Genomic DNA, 22,077 nt, shown 5'->3' on the forward strand with positions numbered 1-22,077 from the left:
CCAGGTTCGTTTTGTGCCCCGATATTGGATCGATCAGTCTAGATCAAGGGGTAAGGCGATGACGGAACTCTCGGGTTCGACGGCGCTGGTCACGGGCGGCGGGACGGGCATCGGCCGGGGCATCGCCCTCGCGCTGTCCGAGGCGGGCGCGACCGTCGTGGTGCTCGGCCGCTCCAAGGAATCGTTGGAGCAGACCGTCAAGCTCGTCGAGTCCTCCGGCGGCACCGCGAGCTTCGTCACCGCCGACGTCACCGACTCCGCGTCCGTGGCGTCCGCCGTTCGCACGGTCGTCGACCGCCACGGCTCGCTGGACGTCGCTGTCAACAACGCGGGCATCCTCACCGCGACCGGGCCGGTGGCCGACATCGACGAGGAGCAGTGGGATCGCCTGCTCACCGTCAACGTCACCGGAGTGCTGCTGTCGATGAAGCACGAGATCCGTCAGATGGCCTCGCAGAGCAATGGCGTGATCATCAACGTCGCGTCGTCCATCGGCGCGCACAAGACGCTGCCGAACATGGGTGCTTACGGCGCCACCAAGGCCGCCGTCGTCGCGTTGACCAAGGCCGCCGCGCTCGACCACATCGCGCAGGGCGTGCGGATCAACGCCGTCAGCCCCGGCTCCACCGACACCCCGATGTCCTTGCGCCCCGGCGAGACCGAGGCCGACCGCGACGCCCGCCTGCGCGCCGCGCTCCCCGTCGGCCGGGTCGGCCGCATCGAGGAGATCGCCGCCGCCGTCCGCTACGTGGCCTCCCCCGCGGCCGCCTTCATGGTCGGCCAGACCCTCGTCCTGGACGGCGGCTCCGCGACCTAGTGCCGTTCCTGCTTCGGTCAGCTCCGGGAGAGGTGGAGCGAGGAGGTCATGTCGTTGAATCCCGGCAGCGCTTCCCAGTCGGTGACGAAGGCGCCGCTCTGAAGTCGGTAGGTGCCACCGCGCGGGTCACGGTTGACCCAGTTGTACAACGTGATGTTGTTGCACCATGCGTTGCCAGTGATTGACGAAGTCTCGTTCTCCATTCTGAAGCCGACCCGGTTGATGGCGTAGCCACTTCGGTCACAGGGCCCGTCCTGCCCGTAGAACGACTCCAAGTCGCCACCGTAGTGATTGTGCTGAAAAATCGTGGCGAGGAGGGCTGTGTTCCCCGCCGCACGCGCGGCAACGACGGCGTCGGCACCGCACTTGCGAGAGACGACTTCGGATTCCGCCTGGCCCGGCTTGATCTTCTTGAGCGTGGTCACGCACTGCTTGCCCGTCGTGGCACCGGGCTGCGGCGCGGCTGAGACGCTGCCCGAGCCAATCAGGCTGACGACGCTGACCAGTCCGGCGACAATGGCCGCCTTTTTCTTGTGTCCAGTTTTCACGACAGGAAGGTCACATGGAGCGCGATTTACTGTCGAACCGTTTCAGGAAATCCTGAAGCACCGTCCAGAAATTCTCGGGCGGTTAATCCGACGACAGTCCCAGCGCCGGCGCGGCTCCACCCACCCGAACCGGCCGGGGTCCGCGCCCGACTTCCAGCGAGGGGTGTCGCGCGGGAGCGGACAGATAAGGGGGCATGGGAGTTGAGCGCAGGCGGTTCCTCGGCGTGATGGCGGCCGTCGCGGCCAGCGGGGTGCTCGGTGGGCGCGCGACGGCCGCGGCGGCGACGGTGTCGGTGCCGGACTGGATGTCGGCGCTCCCCGACAAGATCGCGCTCAACAACCTGACGATCCCCGGCACCCACGACACCGCAGCCCGCAAGGGAGCGCTCTGGCTGCGGACCCAGGACCTGACGCTCGCCGAGCAGTTGCAGCTCGGCATCCGGTTCTTCGACATCCGCTGCCGGGTCACCGGGGACTCCTTCGCGATCCACCACGACCTGCTCTACCTGGACCTGATGTTCGGCGACGTGCTCATCGCGTGCGACACGTACTTGAAGGCGCATCCGAAGGAGTCGGTCCTGATGCGCGTCAAGCAGGAGTACTCCAGCGAGAGCGACGCGGTGTTCCTGCGCATCTTCAACGACTACCTCGATCGACGGGGTTGGCGTCGGCTCTTCTTCCTGGAGAACAGGATTCCCACGGTCGGCGAGGTGCGCGGCAAGGTCGTGCTGCTGGCCAACGTCAGCGGCCTGCCCGGCATCCCGTGGGGCGGCGGCAGCAGGCTCGTCATCCAGGACGAGTACAACGTGCCCACCCTGTTCGACATGCAGGCCAAGTGGGAAAAGGTGTTGGCGCACTTCACCAAGGCCCAGTCGGCCACCGACGGCAAGCTCTACGTCAACTTCGCCAGCGGGACCGGTGCCGGCGCCGCGCCGTCCTCGGTGGCCGGACACGTCAACCCGCAGTTGCGCGACTACGCCGTCAGCTGGCCGGAGAAGTTCCCGGTGACGCAGAACCGCCCCGGCCTCGGAGTCGTGCCGATGGACTACCCGGAGGACACCGACGGCCTGGTCACGGCCCTGATCCGCTGCAACAGCGACGCCGAGTGCGTTGTCCCGTGAGGAGTCTGGCAATGACACGTGCTCTGTCCGGCATCGTGGTGGCACTGGCGCTGGTGGTCGCGGCCACCCCGCAGGCGTTCGCGGCGTGCGAGGGCCGGGCCGCCGCCGACGGCACGACGGAGTGGGAGTACTGCTCGCCCGCCATGGAGTTCTACGGCGCCGGCGGCGAGTGGACCTGGGTCAAGCTGCGCGCGTGCCTGGTCACCAACAGCGAGGGCAAGTTGTGGGTGCGTGCACGGGTCGACGACACCCAGTGGGCTCGCGGTGTCTTCAAGACCTGGTACCGCCCCAGCGGCACGAACGAGGGCATCTACACCTACCGCCTCACCGCGACGGTGTACCTCGGCAAGGCGCGACTCGGTGGCTTCGACACCTTCCCCTACGGCGTGAACACCACGCCGACCACGGTCAACAGTGGCGGCAGCAGCCTCTATTCGGTGCCTGCCAAGGGTCGCGGTGACTACCGCATGGTCTTCCAGTTCCAGCAAGACGGCCCGTACTGGAAGGACAAGACCTACCAGATCAACTCCGGAGAGAAGAACGTCGCGTTGAGAATGCCCTGTCCCCACGTCTGACGAGCCCCAGGCAGGCCGAGTCGACCCGTTGTCGGCTCGGCCTGGCTGACATTGTCACAATTCCCGTAAATGCATGATCGACTCACCCTGCCGTGTTCTTGACCACATTCCCGTTTCGCGCGAACGTGGCGACGTGGAATTGGCATCCGAAATATCGGCCCCGGTCATTCCGGCGCCGCGTCCGCCGGTCGAGCCGTGGAACGGGACGGCGGCACGGCTGGCCGGGTACGCCCAAGGCGTGCTGAGCGCGTGGATCGCCTCCGGCGCGGTGCTGCGCCAGGTCCGTGCCGTCACTGGCATCGGCCTGCCGTGGTCACCCGTGCTGCGCGAGCCCGACGTCGCCGACGAGCTCGCCGGGCTGACCGTCGCTGTCGCCCTCAATCACTTCCACCGCACGGTGATCGGCTCTCAAGGCTGGGATGCCACGCGTGGGGCGAGGATGGAAACTCTCTTCGTCAGCCACTGCCTGTTGTGCTTCCCCAACGAGTACCGCCGCTGGCGCCGCGAGCACCGCGCGGGCGTGCCGACCGCTTCCGTCCGCCTCGACGAGATCGATGAGCCGCCCGATCCGGTGGAGACGGAACTCGTGGTGCTCGACCGAATGCGCGTTGCGGCCATCCTTCGCGAAACGGAAGATCCGCGAACGCGAACTGCGATCGAGCTGCGTCTCGACGGCTATTCTCACGCCGACATAGCGGAGCATCTCGGCATTACCGCGAAGGCGGTGGAAATGCTGTTCTACCGTCTCCGCGCTCGCCTGAGTCGCGATTGAGCGTTCAGTCGAGAACTGCGGTGGCTTCCACTTCGACGAGGTGTTCGGGAACGTCGAGCGCCGCCACGCCGAGCAGCGTCGCAGGCGGCACGGGTGTCGAGCCCAGCTTCGCCCCCGCTCTCGCGATCCCGTCCAGCAGCTGCGGCATCTTGTCCGGTGTCCAGTCCACGACGTGCACGTTCAGCTTCGCCACGTCGTCGAAGCTCCCACCGACCTCCGCCAGTGCCGCCGCCACGTTCAGGTAGCACTCCTCCACCTGCGCCGCGAGGTCGTTCGTCCCGCTCCACGCGACCTGCCCGGCCACGAAGACCAGTTTCGTGCCGCTCGCCACGGACACCTGCCGGTAGGCGTCGATCTTCGGCAGCGCTTCGGGGTTCACCAGGGTGATGGCCATGCAGGTCGCTCCTCGTGCTCTCTTGTGGTTACCGGGAAACCGTAGGAGAGTGAGCGTCGACCTGGAAGAACGCACTTTTCGGTGACTGGGGAACCTGATGGTGACCAAGCAGTTCACGGGCTCGCCCGACGACGCCGACCTCCGCCGCGCCGATTCCCTGGCCCGCGAGATCTTCTCCGACGTCGCCAACAAGTGGGCCCTGTTGATCATCGAAGCGCTCGGCGAGGACACGCTCCGCTTCAGCGAGCTGCGCGCCCAGGTCGAGGGCATCAGCCACAAGATGCTCACCCAGAACCTCCGCATGCTGGAGCGCAACGGCCTGGTCCACCGCACCGTGCACCCCACCGTCCCACCGCGCGTCGAGTACACCCTCACCGAGCCCGGCCAGGCCTTGCGCGCGACCGTGCACACCATGTGCGACTGGACCCACCGCTACCTGGGCCACATCGAGCAGTCCCGCCGCCAGTTTCAGAACGGCGCCGGTTCCGCGATGGGTTCCAGCTCCGTGTCATAGGTGCGCTTGGCCGGTGTGATCCACCGATGAGTGCCGTCTTCTCGGTTCTCACACCGCCAGTTCGAGTGGGTCTTCATGGTGTGGTGGTGCCTGCACTTCGGTCGCAGGTTCTTGAGCGTGGTGTTGGTCCCGTCGAACGGGCAGCAATGATCAAGATCGCAGCGGTGTGACGGCTGCTGGCACCCGATCGCCGTGCAGCGCGGGTACCGGGCGTTGATCAACTCCCGCTGCTTCGGCGACGGCCGGTAGGCCTCACTGACTTCCTCGGCCATCCCCGTGACCGGGTCGGTAAGGATCCGTTTCCAGATGCCACCCTTGGCGATGTCCTGCGCGACGTTCGTCGGGATCGGCCCGTACCCGGCCAGCATGCCGGGATCGTCGGTGAGACCCAGGAGTGCGGTGATCGGCATCGTGAGGTAGACCATCGTCTGCCCCTGTGGTGCCGGGGTGTCCAGGCCCAGCAACAGGTCTCGGGCGACGTCGGCGCGTTTCTGGTCCAGGGTCCGGTCGTCCTTGGGCAGGGATTTCGCGATGCGGTCGATGTGATCGAAGGCCATCGCGGTGTCATGCGCGGTCATGGTGTGACGGAGTTCGGCCATGCCGTCGTCCAGGTTGATCTTCTCGACCAACCTGCGTTTGCGTTTCTCCTCGTGCCGGAGATCGGCGGCCTTCGGGTCCAACTTGTGGATCAACGTCTGGGCACGCCGCCGGACGGAGGTGTAGGTCCGGGTCGGCGCGTACTCCAGCAGGTTCGCTTCGGCGATGGAGGTCTGGGGTTCCTTGAGGATGCGGATCTGATCGACGATCAACAACGCCTTGCTCTCATCGATCTTCCCGGCCGACAGGGCCGCGAGCACCCGGGGGCGTTCGGTCAGCGCGGAGGCGTTGGACAGGATGCGATCAGCACCACGTCGGGAGATGTGCAGGGCGCAGGCGATCTCATTCTGCACAAACCGGTAATCACGATCGTCGGCGGCGACGTGGAATGTGATCAAGGCTGTGGCGAGTTCCGCTTTCGCATGACAAAGAGCGGCCTGTTTCACCTCAACCTCAACAAGAAGCTCATCGAGGGTCATACCCCCAATAATACCCGCAAATAATAGTGGATCATGGCTCTAAAGAATGAATTCCCAGGCGCCCCACCGCCCGAAACGCCCCACGCTGGAACGTAAGGCGCAAGACATACCGAGGCTTTACCTGGGGTGCGCGTGCCATACGCTCGCGCGAGGGCCGGGGTTCTATCCCGTGCCCCTGTAAGGCCCAGGGGCACGCGCAAGGGGCCCCCAGGTCAAGCCGACCCCACGCTGGCACCGGCGCGCCCCACGCACCCAACCCGACCGGGCAGACCAACCGCACCCCGCACCCAAAGAGCTACAAAGCAGTCAAAACCACAACCCCATCACCAGTAACCGCAATCGTGTGCTCAGAATGCGCAGCCCGAGACCCGTCCACGGTCCGCAAAGTCCACCCATCCGCATCCGTCCGATAAGAATCCAGTCCCCCACCCGTGAACATCGGCTCCACAGCCAACGTCAACCCGGGCCGCAATACCATCCCCCTCCCCGCCCGACCCTCATTCGCCACATGCGGCGACTCATGCATGGTCCGCCCGATCCCATGCCCCCCGTATCCCTCCATGATCCCGTAACCCTCAGCCCGCGCCACCACACCAATAGCGTGCGCGATATCCCCCAGCCGATTCCCCGGAACCGCCTGCGCGATCCCAGCAGCCAACGCCCGCTCGGTCGCCGAGATCACCGCAAGATCCGCCACGGACGCCAAGCCCGAGCCCACCACGAAACTCACGGCGGCATCTCCGCACCAGCCGTCCAGCACGACGGCCGAGTCGATGCTGACCAGGTCCCCGTCGCCGAGCACCGACCGCCCTGGCACTCCGTGCACGATCGCGTCGTTCACGCTCGTGCAGATGACACCCGGGAACGGGCTCGGCGCCCAGTCCGGGTGGTAGCCCAGGAACGCCGGTTTCGCGCCCGCCTCGGCGATCACGGTCGCGGCGACCTCGTTCAGCTCCAGCAGGGACACGCCGGGGCGGGCGGCCTCGCGCACGGCGGCGAGGGTGGTGGCGACGACGCGGCCCGCCTCGCGCATCGCCTCGATCTCCCCGGGGGTCTTCAGCTCGATCACGGCACACCTTCCAAGTGGGATAACTATACCGGTATTACTATCACAGCATGGTGCGAGTGCCGTTGAGCGAGTCGGAGCGGGAGCGCGGCGTGCGGCTGGGCCGGGCGCTGCGGGAGGCGCGGGCCGGGCGGAGCATGGTCGAGATCGCCCTGCGCGCGGGCATCTCGACGGAGACGCTGCGCAAGATCGAGACGGGACGCATCCCGACCCCGGCCTTCTTCACAGTGGCTTCACTCGCGGAGGCGCTCGGGCTGTCCATGGACGCCCTGCTGCGCGCGGTCGAGGTCGCGGAGGAACCGTTGGCCAGATCATCCTGAGGACGCGACTCGGCCGGTTTTTCGTCACAAGAACATCACGGTGCGACACGCCGCGAGAAGCCGTCCCAGCCCCTGGGTGCGGCCGTCCGGGTGATGATCGTTACCAGGACCGAGATCCGCTATCGCCTGTGCGGCAGGGGAATCCCCCAGCTCACCGGCCTCTTGGGACGGTTCTGCCGCCGACCGCCCACAGAGCGGCGCACGGATTCCGTCAGGAAGCGGTGGCTCATGAGCCGACTTCGTGATTGACTCTGCGCGGTCGTAAGTTTCGTGTGGTTCAAGCTCGCGGAACGGAACATGCGGGCGTTGTTTTCTCCAGGTTCGGCCGGAGAAGTCGCGTGCAGTACCGACCAGGAGGTCGCGACCGCGACCCCCTACCCCGGCACCTGTCGAGGAGATCAGTAAATGGCAACGCAGGGCACCGTGAAGTGGTTCAACTCCGAAAAGGGCTTCGGCTTCATCACCCCGGACAACGGCGGCGCTGACGTCTTCGTGCACTACTCGGAGATCCAGACCAGCGGCTACCGCAGCCTGGAGGAGAACCAGCGGGTCGAGTTCGAGATCGGCCAGGGCCAGAAGGGCCCGCAGGCCCAGCAGGTCCGCCCGGTCTAAGGATTCGGGTACCTGAAGCTTCACCGAACGGCCCCCCGGCTCAGCTGAGCCGGGGGGCCGTTTTCGCGCCCGCCTACCGCGCCCGGTAGGGCTTGAGCTCGCGCCGCGCCAGCGACATGCGGTGCACCTCGTCCGGGCCGTCGGCGAAGCGCAGCAGCCGCGCCTGCACCCACAGCTGGGCCAGCGGGAAGTCCTGGCTGATCCCGGCGCCGCCGTGGGCCTGGATCGCCTTGTCGATCACCCACTCGGCCATCTGCGGCGTGGCGATCTTGATGGCCTGGATCTCGGTGTGCGCGCCCCGGTTGCCCACGGTGTCCATCAGCCACGCCGTCTTGAGCACCAGCAGCCGAGCCTGCTCGATGCGCACGCGGGACTCGGCGATCCACTCCTGCACGACGCCCTGGTCCGCCAGGGGCTTGCCGAAGGCGACCCGGTCCACGGCGCGGCGGCACAGCAGCTCCAGCGCGCGCTCGGCCATCCCGATCAGCCGCATGCAGTGGTGGATGCGGCCGGGGCCGAGGCGGGCCTGCGCGATCGCGAAGCCCTTGCCCTGCCCGCCGACCACGTTGGCGACCGGCACGCGCACGTCGCGGAACTCGATCTCCGCGTGCCCGCCGTGCGCCGAGTCGGTGTAGCCGAACACCGTCATCCCCCGCTTGACGTGCACGCCGGGGGTGTCCCTCGGCACGAGCACCATGCTCTGCCGCTGGTGCCGCTCGGCATCGGGGTCGGTCTGCCCCATCACGATGAAGATCGCGCAGTTCGGGTTCATCGCCCCCGAGGACCACCACTTGCGGCCGTTGATCACGTAGTGGTCGCCGTCGCGCTCGATGCGGGTGGCGATGTTGCTGGCGTCGGAGGAGGCCACGTCGGGCTCGGTCATGCAGAACGCCGAGCGGATCTCGCCCTCCAGCAACGGCTTGAGCCAGCGGTCCTGCTGCTCCTCGCTGCCGAACTCGGCGAGCAGCTCCATGTTGCCGGTGTCCGGCGCCGCGCAGTTGAGCGCTTCGGGGGCGATGGCGGGACTGCGGCCGGTGATCTCCGCGAGCGGCGCGTACTGGAGGTTGGTCAGCCCGGCGCCGTGCCGCGCGTCGGGCAGGAACAGGTTCCACAGCCCGGCCTTGCGCGCCTCGGCCTTGAGCCCCTCCATGAGCGGCGGCGCCGACCAGCGGTCCGGCTCGGCGGCCAGCTGCTCGTGGTGCGCGGCCTCGGCCGGGTACACGTGCTCGTCCATGAACGCGGTCAGCCGGGCCTGGTGCTCCCGGGTGGTCTCGTCGGTGGCGAAGTCCATCTACAGTTCCCCCTCCAGCGCGGCGACGCCGCCCTTGGCCAGCGGCCCGACCATCTGTCCCAGCAGTTCGAACCCGGCTCCCACGGTCTTGCCCTGGGTGTGCCGGTAGTGGATGCCCTCGACGATCACACCGAGCTTGAAGTGGCCGAAGGCGACGTACCACGGCAGCTCGGCCGGGTCGACGTCGCGACGGGCGGTGTAGCGCGCGATCAGCTCCGCCGCCGACGGGAAGCCCGGCACGTCCGCGAAGCTGTCCGCGATCGCGTCACCGATCCCGGCGAGCCGCTCCCAGTAGACGACCAGCAGGCCCAGGTCGGCCAGCGGGTCGCCGAGCGTGGCCATCTCCCAGTCCAGGACGGCGCTGATGCGCGCGCCGGCGGTCGTGTCCACCAGCACGTTGTCCAGCCGGTAGTCGCCGTGCACGATCGCCGCGCGCCCGCTGTCCGGGACGTCGGCTCCGAGGCGCTCGCTCAGCTCGTCCAGCTCCGGCGCCGGGCGGCTGCGCGAGACGTCGAGCTGCTTGCGCCAGCGCGCGAGCTGCCGGGCCATGAAGCCCTCGGGCCGCCCGAAGTCGCCCAGCCCCACCGACGCCGGGTCGACCTCGTGCAGGTCGGCCAGCACGTCGATGAGCTGCTCGGAGAGCCGGTGCGCGCCGTCCTCGCCCAGCGCCGCGGCCTGTACCCTGCGCCGCAGCACGACGCCCGGCGCGCGCTCCATCAGGTAGAACGGCGCGCCGAGCACCTCGGGATCGGAGCACAGCAGCTCCGCGCGCGGCACCGGCACGGGGGTCTGGCCGAGCGCGGAGATCACCCGGTACTCCCTGGCCATGTCGTGCGCGGTGGCGAGGACGTGGCCCAGCGGAGGCCTGCGCAACACCCACTCGGTGCCGCCCGCGTCGGTGAGCAGGTAGGTCAGGTTGGACCTGCCGCCCGCGATCAGCTCCGCGCTGAGCGGGCCGGTGAGCAGCCCGGGCCGTTCGCGGCTCAGGTACGACTCGGCCGCGGCCAGGTCGAGTCCCGGTAGTCGACTCACGACGCTCCTTCTCGCAGTTCGTCGGCCAGCGCAGGGACGAGCCCGGCGACGGCGGGGATGGTGACGGCGGAGTCCTTGTGCAGCAACGCTTGCATGCCCGCCAGGAGCGCGCCGTCCACGTTGGGCTGCGCGTCGTCGAGGAACAGGCAGTGCCGCGGCGGCAGGCCGAGCCGGTCGGCGGTGAGGTGGTAGATGCGCGCCTCCGGCTTGCGCATGCCGACCTCGCCGCTGATCACCAGCTCGTCGAAGAGCGGCGCGAGCACGTCCATCGGGTAGCTGTTGCCCCAGCTGTTGGACAGCAACGCGGTGCGCAGTCCCGCCGCGCGCGCCGCCCTGAGCAGGTCCAGCATGTCGGCGTCCGCGTGAACTGTCGCGAAAGCCCTGTCCAGCAAGCCTTCCGGCACGATCTCTCGTCCGTCCACTGTGGTCAGTCGGGCGGCGAGGAGGCGGTTGAACTCCGCGACGTCCAGCTCCCCGCGCTCCAGCCGGTGCACCGGCGAGTCCGGGGGCGCGTCGCGACCGAGCCAGTCGCGCAGCATCTCGCCGTAGGTCGCGGGGTCGATGCCGTCCTCGGCCATCCAGGTGGCGAATGAGGGGCCGATCGGCGTGGTGAGCACCCCGCCGTAGTCGACAACGAGCGCGCGCACTGGATCTTCGACGACCATTCCCGCGACATTACCGACCAGTAGCCCACTCCGACACCCCGCCCGCCGCCTCGCCCCGCCGAGGTTTGCCGCGGTTGCGGACACCTCCAGCCGGGGTTCGTAGTACTTGAAGACTGGTGAACCTCCGGCTTGGAGGTCGTTAAGTGCGCCCTACCTGGGCCAGGCCGAGGGTTGGAGGGTCTTCAACTACCGCGAACCCCGCGTCGGAGGGGCTTCAACGGTGGCCGACCTTGGTGGGGGTCAAGGGTTTGCGGGTCTTGAAGACTGGTGAACCATCGGTGAGCCGCGTGCGCGGGGGTTGACGGTGTCGTCGGAACGGTGGACAGCGGTGGACAGTCCTTTGTGGACTCAGCGGTCCGGGTTGTAGGGTCTCGGCGACTCGCCGGGCGGCGCTGCGCGACGTTCCAATGCGACTGCATTATTATGGCTGGCGGAAGACGTCGCCGTCGGGAAGTGTGGTGCTCGCGTGCCCAAGCAGGTCGATCACGAGCAGCGGAGGCGGCACATCGCCGAGGCCGTGCTGCGGATCACCAGCAGGGACGGCCTCGAAGCGGTCAGCCTGCGCGACGTGGCGCGCGAGGCCGGGGTGTCCATGGGCTCGGTCCAGCACTACTTCAAGACCAAGGACGACATGCTCGTCTTCGCGCTGGAGCGGATCGTGGAGAGCGCGCGCGAGCGCATCCGCACCCGGTTGGAGCCGCTGCTGCCGCCGACCTCGATCAGCGGGTTGTTCCGGGCGATCGCCGTCGCGGGCCTGCCGATGGACGAGGAGAGCGTCGAGGAGGCACGGGTGATCATCGCCTTCGACTCCCGCTCGCACGTGGCCCCCCGGCTCGCCGAGATCAACCAGCGGATCTACGCCGAATCCCTTGGGTCGCTCGCGGCGCAGTTCGCCGAGCTCCAGGCGATGGGCGGCTTCCCGGAGGAGCGCGATCCGCACCGCGAGGCGGGGGTCTTCCTCGCGGTCGCGGACGGGTTGCGCGCAGCGGTCGTGCTGGGCTCGATGAACAAGGACGACGCGGCGCGGATCGCGGAGTACCACGTGGACAGCGTGTTCGGGCCGCCGGAGTGACGCGTTCGTTCAAGCGCTGAGCGGCTCCCGCGCCGAAGATGGACGCGTGATGCGAAAGATCACCGCCCCGCAGCGCCGCGCCCTGATCGGCGCCCGGCACCTCTTGGCCCCGTCGCGGCGGGTGGACTCGGTCGTCGAGGTGGCCGATGCCGTGCTCGCCCTGCACGCGACCGACCCGGCGACGGTGTTCCTCTCCGCTTGGGCACGGATGCGCTCGCCGGATCTCCGGGTGCTGACCGAGCACCTCTTCGAAGACATGGAACGGCTGTTGTGCATGCGCCGCACCATGTTCGTGGTGTCGGCCGACGTGGCACCGGCGGTGTGGTCCTCGACGGCGCGGACCATCGCGGCGCGAGAGCGGACACTGCTGGTGAAGTACCTGCACGAGGGCGGCGGCTGGGACGAGAAGTGGTTGTCGCGGGCGCACGGCGCGGTGCTCGACGTGCTCGCTGAGCGCGGCCAGGCGACGGCGGCGGAGCTCTCGGCGGCCGTTCCCGAGCTGCGGGAGAAGGTGGTCGTCGCGGCCGGGAAGCCCTACGAGGCGGTGCAGAACGTGTGCTCACGCGTGCTGCGGGTGCTGGCGGTGGACGGCGCGATCCGCAGGACGGCTCCGCGCGGGTCGTGGACCAGCAACCAGTTCGGGTGGACGCTCGCGCCGCCGCGACCGCCCGAGCCGCCCGCCGCCGAGGCCAGGGCGGAGCTGGTGCGCCGGTGGCTGGAGCGCTTCGGTCCCGCAACGCTGGAAGACATCAAGTGGTGGACCGGATGGGGACTCGGAGATACGCGCAAAGCGCTTCACGCTGCTGGGGCGGAGGCAGTCATTGTGGAGACCGATGACCCGCTTGCGGGGTCGAGCGATAACACAGTCGAAGGTTTCCTGCTGGCCGGCGATTCAGCTGAGGTGGAAACTGAAACGTGGGTCGCGTTGTTGCCCGCGCTGGACCCCACACCAATGGGGTGGAAGCACCGTGACTGGTATTTGCCGCAAGCCCACCGAGCTGCGCTGTTCGACTCCACCGGCAATGTTGGGCCGACCGTGTGGCGCGACGGCCAGGTGATCGGCGGTTGGGCTCAGCGCAAGGACGGCACGATCGGCGTCCGGCTGTTCGGCAAGCAGCCGCGCGCGGTGGTGAAAGCGGTGGACATTGAGGTGGAACGCCTGCGGACGTGGATCGGCGAGGTCCGATTCACACCGCGCTTCCGAACTCCGCTCGAACGCGAGATCGCCTCCGAATAACGAATTCTCTCGCTAAAAAATCTATAGTCCCCTGGCCTTCTGGACCGTTCAAGCGCCACGCTGTGACCATGAACGACTACGGCCGTCCCGCCGGGGTGCGCGGGGCGCCCCTGCGGGTCCAGCTCCTCCTCCTGGTCGCAGGGGTGGTCGCGGGCTGGGCGTTGACCGGCGAGAAGTCCACAGGGCTCCCCGTCGGGATCCGGATGGACTACCTGGTCAGGCCGTTGACCAGCAATCCGATCATCGACATGGTGCTGGCCTTCGGCGCGCTGCTGCTGGTCGCGGCGCTGCTGGTGGAGGTGCTCACCACGCCCGAGCTGGACCGGCGGTGGTACCCGCTGCTGCTCGTCGCGCTGGCGATCGGCGGCTACCTGGGCCACGCGGGGCGGATCATCGCGGCGGGCGGGGTCTGGCTGAACATGGGCGCGCTCTTCGTGGCGGTGATCGAGTTGCCGACGATCCTGTTCGTCACGTTCGTGCTCGTGCGGCGGACCTGGCTGCTGATCCGCGACCCGGAGTCCGTCGCGGATCGCCACCCCGCGCGGGTGCCGATGCGCGCTCAAGCCCACCTGCTGGCCTGCGGAGCGGTCGCGGCGTGGTGGCTCGTCGGCGACCTGAGCGTCACGCCGGAGCCCGGGATCGACCTGGACTACCTGGTGCACCCGCTGCCGTACGTCTCGATGAGCCCGGCGATCGATGTGCTGTTCGGCAGCGTGGCGCTGGCGTTGGCCGCGGCGACGCTGCTGGTCACCGCCATCACGCCGGACCGGGGCCGCTGGCTCGCGCAGTTCTTCGGCGCGTTCCTGCTCGGCGGGCTGCTCGGCGGTTTCGGCCGGGTCCTCACCGCCGGTGGGACGGGCATCGACATCGGCGCGGCGGTGGTGCTGCTGGCCGGACCTCCGCTGCTGGTTGCCGGCGCGGTCGCGCTGGGGTGGCGGACCACCCGCCTTCGCCGCGCCGAGACCGAGCTACTGGGCGTCTGAGCCGGTCTTCCTGCGGTTGAGCAGCACGCGGACGAGCACGATCAGCACCACGCCGCCGGTGGTGGCCGCCAGGATCGGGAACACCGACGCGAAGACCGAGGCCGAGCGCAGCAGCGACCCGCTGAACAGGGCGGCGGCGCCGAGCACGGCGAGCGCGATCAGCGGCGGCTGCACGGCGGCGGTGAACAGGGCGGAGCGATCGGCCAGCAGCGCGGCCACCACGCACCCGCCCGCGAGGGCGAACGGGAAGTAGGTCTCGCCGAGGGCCATTCCGGCGCCGGTGACCGCGATCCCGGCCAGCGCCACCGCCCACCACGGCAGTCCCCGGCGGTGGGCCTGAGGCCGATCAGGTGACCCCCGGCGAAGCCGATCAGTTGACACAGTGCACTCCGTTCGCGGTGATCGTCTCTTGGTGCTGCTCGGGCGCCACCGTGCCGGAGCCGAGGCCCTGGCGCATCTGGACCGGCGGTGCCGGGACCGCGGTGAGCAGGTCCTGGACGAAGGCCTTGACCTGCTTGGGGTTCACCTCGACCGCGGTGCCGTCGGCGGGCGTGGCCAGGTCCGAGCGCAGCGTCGGGATCGTGTGGAACTCGATCCGGCCGCCGCTGAGGCCCTGCACCTGCTCGGCGAGGCTGAGCAGGTTCCAGTTCTGGTCCAGCACGACCGAGGTCTTGATCGCGTCGAGCAGCGCGGTGACCTTACCGGGATCGGTCAGCGTGCCCGCCGACAGCACCCGCGAGGCGAGCCCGGCCAGGAACGCCTGCTGGCGGCGCACCCGGTCCAGGTCCCCCCTGGGCAGGCCGTGGCGCTGGCGGACGAACTTCAGCGCGTCGGCTCCCTGGAGAACCTGCTCGCCCTGCGGGAAGTCGGCGCCGGAGTAGTTGTCCTTGACCGCCTTGTTCAGGCAGATCGGCACGCCGCCGACCGCCTTGGTGATCTGGCTGAACGCGTACATGTTGATCTCGGCGTAGTGGTTCACGCGCAACCCGGTCAGGTTGTTCACCGTCTCGATCAGGTTGCGCCTGCCCGCCGTGGCGCTGCCGCCGTTGGCGTTCTTCGCCCTGGAGTAGGCCGAGTTCAGCTTGTGCTTGCCGTAGCCGCCCGCGATGTCGACGTAGGAGTCGCGCGGCAACGACACGGCGAACGCCTTCTTGGTGGGATCGGCGGGCACGTGCACGACGATCATCGTGTCGGTGTTCTGCTCGCCGCTGGGGTTGCCCGCCTGGAGCTCGTCGAGGATCTCCCTGGACAGCGGGCGGCCCTGCGCGTCGGTTCTGCTGTCCACTCCGACCAGCAGGAACGTGGTGTCGGCGGCGGCGGCCTTCTCCCGGCTCGGCGGAGTCGCGGGGGCGGCGATCACGTCATCGGTGGTGACCGCTACGGTGACTCCGCGATAGGCGGTCCAGCCGAGGGCGCTCGCCCCCAGCGCGGTCGCCGACACCAGCACGACGACGGCCCTGCCCACCCCGGCCAGCACCCGTCGCGGCTGTCGTACCTGCTCCATGATCGTCCCCTCGGCTCGCTCGTCCTCGACGCTATGGACGCTTTCCGGCCGCTTCCCCTCAGTCGTGTAACAGTCCTCCGGCACCTGGCCCTCGGCTGGGTAACAGCGCACGTCGACGGCGCGTTCCGGTGAGGGCGGTCACTCGGGCATGGGCAGAATGGTGGAGTGCGGACGGCGAGAACGGTGCTCGGCTGCGCGGCCCTGATCGCCGCGCTGGCGGGGTGCGCCGCCCCGAGCGGGGTGCGGGTGGAGGGCAGGGCCGCCGAGGTCGAGCGCCCGGTGCCGACCACGATCGCGGGGCAGCCGGTCACCGTGGACGTGGTGGGCCTGCTGCGCGGCGACCCGAAGGTCAACGAGAAGATCAAACTCATGCTGAGCCCGTGCGAGAGCGGCCGCTACCCGGTCGACAGCCGCTACGTCGACGTGACCGGGGACGGCGTCAGCGAGGTCGTGCTCAACGTGCAGGAGTGCCGTGCGGTCACCTACACCGCCTACGGCTACAACCGGGCCGCCTACGTCTACGCGTTGCCACCGGGGCAGCCGCCCGCGCAGCTGTTCGCCGTCGAGGAGTCCGGTGTGGTCATGCAGCCCGACCCCGGCTCCGGCCTGGTCCTGGTGCGCGGCCGGTACCGCGCGGGTGATCGTTCGTGCTGTCCCAGCGGTGAGGAGACGACCGTGTACTCGTGGAACGGGACCGCGTTCGTGAAGGCGGGCCGATGACCACGCACGTGTTGCTCGTCGAGGACGACGACGTGATCCGCGAGGCCACGCAGCTCAGCCTGGAGCGCGACGGCTTCCGGGTGACCGTGGCCGAGGACGGGATCGCGGGTCTGGCCGCCTTCCGCGCGCAGCGGCCGGACGTGGCGCTGCTGGACATCATGCTGCCGGGCATCAACGGGGTGAGCCTGTGCAGGCAGATCCGCGACGAGAGCCCGACTCCGGTGATCATGCTCTCCGCGCGGGCGGACCCCGTGGACGTGGTGCTGGGCCTGGAGGCGGGCGCGGACGACTACGTGACCAAGCCCTTCGACAGCACCGTTCTGGTGGCGCGCATCCGGGCGGTGGTGCGCAGGATGGGCCGGGCTGAGCAGCCTTCGGCGAAGCAGCTGTCCTTCGGTGATCTGGAGATCGAGAAGGACGGTTTGGAGGTGCGGCGCGCGGGGCGGCGGCTGGAGCTGACGCCGACGGAGCTGCGGCTGCTGCTGTGCTTCGCCGAGTCCCCCGGCAACGTGCTGACCCGCGAGGTCCTGCTGGAGCAGGTGTGGGACTACCAGTGGGGCGGCGACTCGCGCGTGGTGGACGTGCACGTGCAGCGGCTGCGGGCGAAGATCGGCCAGGATCGGATCGAGACCGTGCGGGGCTTCGGCTACAAGCTCAAGAGCGCTCCGTGAGGCTGTTCCCCACCACGCTGCGGTGGCGGCTGAGCGCGGTGATCGCCGTGGTCAGCGCGCTGGTCGCGATCGCGCTGAGCGTCTTGGTGCGCACGGAGTTCATCAGCATGCAGGTCGATGACGCGCGGCGGTTGCAGGACGAGCGCATCCAGCTGGTGCTGCGCGACTACGCGCGGACCGGGCAGGCGGTGCTGGGCAGCACGCTGGACTCCCCCGACGTGCCCGCCGAGCTGTTGCAGGCCGTGCGCGGCGGTCAGCGCGCCACCTACCTGGAGCGCACTCCGGGCGGCTCGGTGATCTGGGCGGCGGCGGAGATCGACGGCAAGGTGCTCTCGCTGCGCAGCTCCTACCAGGACCGGGACACCGCGCTCGCCGATCTCGACGAGGTCCTGCTGCTCAGCTCGGCGGCGGTGGTCGGGGTCGGCACGCTGCTCGGCGTGGTGCTCGGCGCGCGGTTGTCCCGACGACTCCGGCTGGCGGCGGTGGCGGCTCGGCACGTCGCGGACGGCGAGAAGGACGTTCGCGTGCACGACGCGATCGGTGACCGGCCGCAGGACGAGACCAGCGACCTCGCGCGCGCGGTCGACGCGATGGCCGACGCGTTGCAGGAGCGGCTGGTCGCGGAGCGGCGCGTGACCGCCGACATCGCCCACGAGCTGCGCACTCCGGTGACCGGCTTGGTGACTGCGGCGGAGTTGCTGCCTGCGGGGCGCCCGGCGGAGATGGTGCGCGATCGGGTGCGCGTGCTGCGCGGGCTGGTCGAGGACATCCTCGAAGTCGCCCGCCTGGACACCGCGACCGAGCGCGCGGAGCTGACCGAGTTGGTGCTCGGCGACTTCGTCCGGCGTCGGGTCGCGGCGATCCTGCCAGAGGCTGAGGTGGTGGTCGCGGGGCAGGAGCCCGTGCGCACCGATCCCCGGCGGCTGGAGCGCGTCTTGGTGAACCTGCTCCTCAACGCCCGCAAGCACGGCAAGCCGCCGGTGATCGTCGAGGTCGACGGAGCCGTGCTGCGCGTGCGCGACCACGGGCCCGGCTTCTCCGCGGAGCTGCTGCGCGACGGGCCGAGCCGGTTCCGCACGGGCAGCAGCGACCGCGGCGGCGGGCACGGGCTCGGGCTGACGATCGCGGTCGCGCAGGCGCGCGTGCTCGGCGGAGAGCTGCGCTTCGCCAACGCCGACGCAGGGGACGGCGCGGTCGTCACGCTGGAGCTGCCCTCAGACGGCTGAGAGGACCTTGGTCAACAGGGTGACCAGGCGCTCCTGCTCCTTGGCGGTCAAGGCCTCCAGCGGCAGCAGCGCCGCGGCGCTCTTGATCAGGCGGGTGCGGAGCCTGCGCCCGGCCGTGGTCAGCTTCAGCGTGCGGAAGCGCCGGTCGCCCGGGAAGGGCACGCGCTCGGCGAGGCCCATGCGCTCCAGCTTGCCGCCGATCAGGCTCAGCGAGCCCCGGTCGAAGCGCATCAGCTCGGCGTACTCGCCGATGATCTTCGGAGGTGCCGTGGGGTCGACCATCCACAGCAGCCGCACCTCGGACTCGGTGAGCCCGCACTCGGACTCCACGATGACGTCCCTTGCCACTGAGGCGACCAGGGCGCCCAGCATGACGGCGCGTTCCCCCGCCTTGGTGTTCCTGCGCATCCGCCAAGGGTATTGGGCTCAGCTCAGGTGCTCGCACCGGGTTCGCACTCCCCTGTCTCCACTGTGGACTGTGCTCAGATCGTGCTCTCGAAGAACTCCGTCACCCGTTCCTCGACGCCGACCATCCGCGCCACCTGGAACAGCATCGCCCGGTCGGCCGATGTCCACTTCCTCGATCTCGTCCTGTAGCGCCGCACCGCCTCCCGCGCGACGGCTTCGCGGACGTGGTCTCGGCGCACGATCGCGTCGACCAGCGTCCGTTCCACGCCGGTGACCAGTGTGTCGGCCCCCCGGAGCGGCTCCGCGTGGCTGACGCCGACAGTGAAGGTCTCCGGGTCGTACTCGATCACCTGGAACGAGATGCTGAGCCGTCTTCGCGGTTCGCTGCCACGGGGCACCGCGAGCTGCACCCGCCTGGGGACCGCGTCGGCCAGGTGGTGCCAGGCGAGCGCGGTTCCCAGGCAGACCACCGATCCCGGCACGCCGCCCGCGGCGCGGTAGATGCGCATCCCCAGTGACGTCCCGCTCCAGCTCATGTCGTGCCCACCATGAACTCCGAGACATGGCGCTCCACCCCGAGCTGCAATGCGGTCCGGGTCAGCTCTTCGTGGTGGCTCGCAGGATTGGCCTTGTAGCGGCGGACGGCTTCCCTCGCGATGTCCTCGCAAACGTGATCACGTCGCACGATGGCGTCGATGAGCGTGCGCTCCACGGAGTACACCGGCGCGTCGCAGCCGCGGTTCACCTCGTCCAGGCACCAGCCGACCATGAACGTCTGTGGGTCGTACTCGACCACCTCGACCGGGAACCACGGCAGCCTCGTCACGACAGTCCCTCGCGGAACGGCGATCTGCACGCGCTTCGGGATCACGTCGGTCAGGTGGTGCCGGGCGAGCGCGCTTCCCAAGCACGCCACCGATCCCGACACGGAGGCCGTGGCGTCGTGGATGAGCAGCCACAGCGACTCCCGGTGTCCCATCCGGTAGTAGTGGTCCAGGTCCTCCCGCTTGGCGATCTCGCCCTTGGCGAGGAGAGACCGCAGCCGAGCTTCGCCCAACCCGACAGCCGCTGCCTCCTCTGCGGTGAAGTACGCGGACAGCCCGTTCAGCTTGTCGTTCACGTCGTGCTCGCAAGGAACTCGGCGACCTGGCTCTCCACGCCCAGCAGCCGGGCGGTGTGGGTCATGTGGCTGTCGGCACGCGGCTTGTAGCGGCGCACGATCTCTCGCGCGCGCTCCTCACTGACGAGGTCCCGGCGCGTGATCACATCGGCCACCGCGCGGTGGTCGGTGTAGATCGGTGCGTCGCAGCCCCGGTTGACCTCCACCAGGCCCGCGCCGACGTCGAAGGTGTCCGGGTCGTACTCGAACACCTCGACCGGAAGCCGGAAGTTCGCTTCGGTGGCGCTGCCGCGCGGCACGGCGATCTGCGTGCGCTTGGGGATCTCGGGGGCGAGGCCGTACCAGGCGAGCGCGGTTTCCAGGCAGGCGACGGAGCCCTTCAGCGCGGTGGTGGCGTCCCAGATGTCCAGCCACAGCGCCGAGGGCGAGCCCGCCCTGGCGTAGCGCTCTCCCGGCTCGCGCTGGAACACCTCGCCCTGGTCGATGAGGTCGCCCAGATCGCTCGCGGTCAGCCCCACCCTGGCGGCCTCGGCCAGGGTGAAGTGAGCGCCGAGCTGACTCAGTTCCTTGGTCACGCCCAACCCTAAGTCCGCTCAGCCGCTCCCGGGGTGTGACCTTCAGCCACCGCTCAGAACCACGGCCCACGTCCTGATCAGCCGTTCAGGGGTGTTCGCGCGGAAACCCGTCGTTAACACTGTCCTAACTGGAGGTGCCGCCCAGCTCAGACAGGATGTGGACGATGAATCGAGCCACGCGGTCCCCGGTCACCACGAGCGCGCTGTTCGACGGCTACCTCAACCCGACGCGACCGTACGCGGGTGCCTACGACGAGATGTTCGCGACGGATTTCGGCATCCGTCCGGCCTACAAGAGCCTGTACGAGTCGATCGCGCCGACGGAGATCGCCGATCTCGGGGCGCGGGCGGAGGCGCTGGGCCGGGCGTTCGTCGACCAGGGCATCACGTTCTCGCTGTCCGGACAGGAGAGGCCGTTCCCGCTGGACCTCATCCCCCGCGTGATCACCGCCTCCGAGTGGGCGAAGCTCGAACGCGGGATCGTGCAGCGCGTGCGGGCGTTGGAGGCGTTCCTGGCCGACATCTACGGGGACGCGCAGATCCTGCGGGACGGAGTACTACCGCGCAGGTTGATCGCTTCGTGCGAGCACTTCCACCGCGAGGCGTTCGGGATCTCGCCGCCCAACGGGGTGCGGCTGCACGTGTCGGGGATCGACCTCGTGCGCGACGAGCAGGGCACGTTCAGGGTGTTGGAGGACAACGTGCGCTGCCCGTCCGGGGTGTCGTACGTGATGGAGAACCGTCGCACGATGGCGCGAGTGTTCCCCGATCTGTTCGCGCGGCACCGCGTTCGGCCGGTCTCCGACTACGCCGTGCACCTGCTGCGCGCGCTGCGGGCCTCGGCAGCACCGAACGCAGCTGATCCGACCGTGGTGGTGCTGACGCCGGGCGTGCACAACTCCGCGTACTTCGAGCACTCGTTGCTGGCGCGGCAGATGGGCGTGGAGCTGGTGGAGGGCCGCGACCTGTTCTGCCGGGACAACGTGGTCTACCTGCGCACCACCGAGGGCGAGCGGCCCATCGACGTGATCTACCGACGGCTCGATGACGACTTCCTGGATCCGGTGCACTTCCGGCCGGACTCGGTGCTCGGAGTCGCCGGGCTGATCAACGCGGCGCGCTCGGGCAACGTGGTCATCGCCAACGCGGTGGGCAACGGCGTCGCGGACGACAAGCTCGTGTACACCTACGTTCCGGAGATCGTTCAGTACTACCTCAACGAGAAACCGTTGCTGCCCAACGTGGACACGTATCGGTGCTGGTTGGCGGACGAGCGCGCGCACGTGCTGGACCACCTGGACGAGCTGGTGATCAAGCCGGTGGAGGGATCGGGCGGCTACGGGATCATGTTCGGCCCCAACGCTTCGCGCGCCGAGCTGGCCTCGATGCGCAGGCGCGTCAGGAAGAACCCGCGCGGCTGGATCGCGCAGCCCGTGGTGCAACTGTCCACTGTGCCCACGAAGGTCGGTGATCGGCTCGCGCCGCGACACGTGGACCTGCGTCCCTTCGCGGTCAACGACGGCGAGAACGTGTTCGTGCTGCCTGGCGGGCTGACGCGGGTCGCCCTGCCGGAGGGCAGCCTCGTGGTGAACTCCTCGCAGGGCGGCGGCTCGAAGGACACGTGGGTGCTGGCGTCGCGATCGTCCACTGTGGAGCGTGAACTGGGCGATCCCGGGCTGGTCAGCGCGCACGCCGTGGACGGCCGAGTGACCGAACAGGGACCGGAACTGACAGCCGCGCAACAACAGCAGCAGTGAC

The 22,077-nt window shown here is 69.1% G+C and carries 27 protein-coding genes; 14 read left to right on the plus strand and 13 right to left on the minus strand.

Annotated features, from left to right (window positions below):
• The first annotated feature begins 58 nt into the window (after nt 1-58).
• Nucleotides 59-817: an SDR family NAD(P)-dependent oxidoreductase gene (locus ABD798_RS25205; RefSeq protein WP_344879427.1), complete on the plus strand. Its 759-nt coding sequence runs from the start codon at nt 59-61 to the stop codon at nt 815-817.
• 17 nt (nt 818-834) lie between these two features.
• Here the strand turns inward: ABD798_RS25205 and ABD798_RS25210 are convergent, their stop codons facing one another.
• Nucleotides 835-1,365 (minus strand): hypothetical protein, encoded by a 531-nt coding sequence (locus ABD798_RS25210; RefSeq protein ID WP_344879430.1) that lies wholly within the window; start codon nt 1,363-1,365, stop codon nt 835-837.
• A 194-nt stretch (nt 1,366-1,559) separates the two neighbouring features.
• Here ABD798_RS25210 and ABD798_RS25215 point away from each other — a divergent pair, with 194 nt between their 5' ends.
• The 3 genes from ABD798_RS25215 (at nt 1,560) to ABD798_RS25225 (ending at nt 3,833) form a co-directional block, all read left to right on the plus strand.
• Nucleotides 1,560-2,486 (plus strand): phosphatidylinositol-specific phospholipase C, encoded by a 927-nt coding sequence (locus tag ABD798_RS25215; protein ID WP_344879433.1) that lies wholly within the window; start codon nt 1,560-1,562, stop codon nt 2,484-2,486.
• Between the two features lie 11 nt (nt 2,487-2,497).
• Nucleotides 2,498-3,061 (plus strand): hypothetical protein, encoded by a 564-nt coding sequence (locus ABD798_RS25220; RefSeq protein ID WP_344879436.1) that lies wholly within the window; start codon nt 2,498-2,500, stop codon nt 3,059-3,061.
• A gap of 73 nt (nt 3,062-3,134) precedes the next feature.
• Nucleotides 3,135-3,833, plus strand: coding sequence for a sigma-70 family RNA polymerase sigma factor (locus tag ABD798_RS25225; protein ID WP_344879439.1), 699 nt, complete (start codon nt 3,135-3,137; stop codon nt 3,831-3,833).
• A gap of 4 nt (nt 3,834-3,837) precedes the next feature.
• Here the strand turns inward: ABD798_RS25225 and ABD798_RS25230 are convergent, their stop codons facing one another.
• The gene (locus ABD798_RS25230) at nt 3,838-4,227 is read right to left on the minus strand and encodes a RidA family protein (RefSeq protein WP_344879442.1); all 390 of its coding nucleotides are present in this window, start codon (nt 4,225-4,227) and stop codon (nt 3,838-3,840) included.
• Nucleotides 4,228-4,324: 97 nt separating this feature from the next.
• Between ABD798_RS25230 and ABD798_RS25235 the strand changes: the two genes are divergently transcribed.
• Nucleotides 4,325-4,741: a winged helix-turn-helix transcriptional regulator gene (locus ABD798_RS25235; RefSeq protein WP_344879445.1), complete on the plus strand. Its 417-nt coding sequence runs from the start codon at nt 4,325-4,327 to the stop codon at nt 4,739-4,741.
• On the opposite strand, the gene ABD798_RS25240 is transcribed toward ABD798_RS25235, so the two are convergent.
• Nucleotides 4,696-5,817 (minus strand): HNH endonuclease signature motif containing protein, encoded by a 1,122-nt coding sequence (locus ABD798_RS25240; protein ID WP_344879448.1) that lies wholly within the window; start codon nt 5,815-5,817, stop codon nt 4,696-4,698. The two genes, ABD798_RS25235 and ABD798_RS25240, sit on opposite strands and share 46 nt — an antisense overlap.
• A 295-nt stretch (nt 5,818-6,112) precedes the next feature.
• Nucleotides 6,113-6,886, minus strand: a complete 774-nt coding sequence (gene map, locus ABD798_RS25245; protein ID WP_344879451.1) for a type I methionyl aminopeptidase — start codon at nt 6,884-6,886, stop codon at nt 6,113-6,115.
• A gap of 47 nt (nt 6,887-6,933) precedes the next feature.
• Between map and ABD798_RS25250 the strand changes: the two genes are divergently transcribed.
• A complete protein-coding gene (locus ABD798_RS25250) occupies nt 6,934-7,203 on the plus strand; it encodes a helix-turn-helix domain-containing protein (RefSeq protein WP_344879454.1) in 270 nt (89 codons plus the stop codon).
• Between the two features lie 405 nt (nt 7,204-7,608).
• On the plus strand, nt 7,609-7,815 hold the full coding sequence (cspE, locus tag ABD798_RS25255; protein ID WP_344879457.1) for a transcription antiterminator/RNA stability regulator CspE: 207 nt from the start codon (nt 7,609-7,611) through the stop codon (nt 7,813-7,815).
• A gap of 73 nt (nt 7,816-7,888) precedes the next feature.
• Here the strand turns inward: cspE and ABD798_RS25260 are convergent, their stop codons facing one another.
• The 3 genes from ABD798_RS25260 to ABD798_RS25270 are packed head-to-tail and all read right to left on the minus strand — an operon-like array spanning nt 7,889 to nt 10,803.
• A complete protein-coding gene (locus ABD798_RS25260; RefSeq protein ID WP_344879460.1) occupies nt 7,889-9,106 on the minus strand; it encodes an acyl-CoA dehydrogenase family protein in 1,218 nt (405 codons plus the stop codon).
• Nucleotides 9,107-10,138 carry a phosphotransferase family protein gene (locus ABD798_RS25265; protein ID WP_344879464.1) on the minus strand — a complete coding sequence of 344 codons (1,032 nt, stop codon included), beginning with the start codon at nt 10,136-10,138 and terminating at the stop codon, nt 9,107-9,109.
• Complete coding sequence (locus ABD798_RS25270) at nt 10,135-10,803, minus strand: HAD family hydrolase (RefSeq protein ID WP_344879467.1); 669 nt, start codon at nt 10,801-10,803, stop codon at nt 10,135-10,137. Before ABD798_RS25270 ends, ABD798_RS25265 begins: the two co-directional genes overlap by 4 nt.
• Before the next feature lie 466 nt (nt 10,804-11,269).
• Between ABD798_RS25270 and ABD798_RS25275 the strand changes: the two genes are divergently transcribed.
• The 3 genes from ABD798_RS25275 to ABD798_RS25285 all read left to right on the plus strand — a co-directional run bounded on the left by ABD798_RS25275 (nt 11,270) and on the right by ABD798_RS25285 (nt 14,095).
• Nucleotides 11,270-11,875 (plus strand): TetR/AcrR family transcriptional regulator, encoded by a 606-nt coding sequence (locus tag ABD798_RS25275; protein ID WP_344879470.1) that lies wholly within the window; start codon nt 11,270-11,272, stop codon nt 11,873-11,875.
• Nucleotides 11,876-11,924: 49 nt separating this feature from the next.
• Entirely contained in the window at nt 11,925-13,112 is a 1,188-nt protein-coding gene (locus ABD798_RS25280; protein WP_344879473.1) for a winged helix DNA-binding domain-containing protein, read from the plus strand.
• 68 nt (nt 13,113-13,180) lie between these two features.
• Complete coding sequence (locus ABD798_RS25285; protein WP_344879476.1) at nt 13,181-14,095, plus strand: hypothetical protein; 915 nt, start codon at nt 13,181-13,183, stop codon at nt 14,093-14,095.
• On the opposite strand, the gene ABD798_RS25290 is transcribed toward ABD798_RS25285, so the two are convergent.
• Complete coding sequence (locus ABD798_RS25290) at nt 14,081-14,476, minus strand: DUF6542 domain-containing protein (RefSeq protein ID WP_344879479.1); 396 nt, start codon at nt 14,474-14,476, stop codon at nt 14,081-14,083. The genes ABD798_RS25285 and ABD798_RS25290 overlap by 15 nt on opposite strands.
• Nucleotides 14,466-15,599 (minus strand): LCP family protein, encoded by a 1,134-nt coding sequence (locus tag ABD798_RS25295; RefSeq protein WP_344879482.1) that lies wholly within the window; start codon nt 15,597-15,599, stop codon nt 14,466-14,468. Before ABD798_RS25295 ends, ABD798_RS25290 begins: the two co-directional genes overlap by 11 nt.
• A gap of 165 nt (nt 15,600-15,764) precedes the next feature.
• Between ABD798_RS25295 and ABD798_RS25300 the strand changes: the two genes are divergently transcribed.
• The 3 genes from ABD798_RS25300 to ABD798_RS25310 are packed head-to-tail and all read left to right on the plus strand — an operon-like array spanning nt 15,765 to nt 18,216.
• A complete protein-coding gene (locus tag ABD798_RS25300) occupies nt 15,765-16,319 on the plus strand; it encodes a hypothetical protein (RefSeq protein ID WP_344879485.1) in 555 nt (184 codons plus the stop codon).
• A complete protein-coding gene (gene cseB, locus ABD798_RS25305) occupies nt 16,316-16,990 on the plus strand; it encodes a two-component system response regulator CseB (protein ID WP_344879488.1) in 675 nt (224 codons plus the stop codon). Before ABD798_RS25300 ends, cseB begins: the two co-directional genes overlap by 4 nt.
• Nucleotides 16,987-18,216 (plus strand): sensor histidine kinase, encoded by a 1,230-nt coding sequence (locus tag ABD798_RS25310; RefSeq protein WP_344879491.1) that lies wholly within the window; start codon nt 16,987-16,989, stop codon nt 18,214-18,216. Before cseB ends, ABD798_RS25310 begins: the two co-directional genes overlap by 4 nt.
• Here ABD798_RS25310 and ABD798_RS25315 read toward each other — a convergent pair.
• From ABD798_RS25315 to ABD798_RS25330, 4 genes are all read right to left on the minus strand, one after another.
• Complete coding sequence (locus ABD798_RS25315; RefSeq protein ID WP_344879494.1) at nt 18,205-18,624, minus strand: MarR family winged helix-turn-helix transcriptional regulator; 420 nt, start codon at nt 18,622-18,624, stop codon at nt 18,205-18,207. The genes ABD798_RS25310 and ABD798_RS25315 overlap by 12 nt on opposite strands.
• A 74-nt stretch (nt 18,625-18,698) precedes the next feature.
• Nucleotides 18,699-19,160, minus strand: a complete 462-nt coding sequence (locus tag ABD798_RS25320) for a type IV toxin-antitoxin system AbiEi family antitoxin domain-containing protein (protein WP_344879497.1) — start codon at nt 19,158-19,160, stop codon at nt 18,699-18,701.
• Nucleotides 19,157-19,744, minus strand: a complete 588-nt coding sequence (locus ABD798_RS25325; protein ID WP_344879500.1) for a type IV toxin-antitoxin system AbiEi family antitoxin domain-containing protein — start codon at nt 19,742-19,744, stop codon at nt 19,157-19,159. Before ABD798_RS25325 ends, ABD798_RS25320 begins: the two co-directional genes overlap by 4 nt.
• Nucleotides 19,741-20,319, minus strand: a complete 579-nt coding sequence (locus tag ABD798_RS25330; RefSeq protein ID WP_344879502.1) for a type IV toxin-antitoxin system AbiEi family antitoxin domain-containing protein — start codon at nt 20,317-20,319, stop codon at nt 19,741-19,743. Before ABD798_RS25330 ends, ABD798_RS25325 begins: the two co-directional genes overlap by 4 nt.
• A 164-nt stretch (nt 20,320-20,483) precedes the next feature.
• On the opposite strand from ABD798_RS25330, the gene ABD798_RS25335 reads away from it, so the two are divergent.
• The gene (locus tag ABD798_RS25335) at nt 20,484-22,076 is read left to right on the plus strand and encodes a circularly permuted type 2 ATP-grasp protein (RefSeq protein WP_344879505.1); all 1,593 of its coding nucleotides are present in this window, start codon (nt 20,484-20,486) and stop codon (nt 22,074-22,076) included.
• Nucleotide 22,077: the final 1 nt, after the last annotated feature.

The organism is Allokutzneria multivorans, from assembly GCF_039537405.1.
GTDB lineage: Bacteria > Actinomycetota > Actinomycetes > Mycobacteriales > Pseudonocardiaceae > Allokutzneria > Allokutzneria multivorans.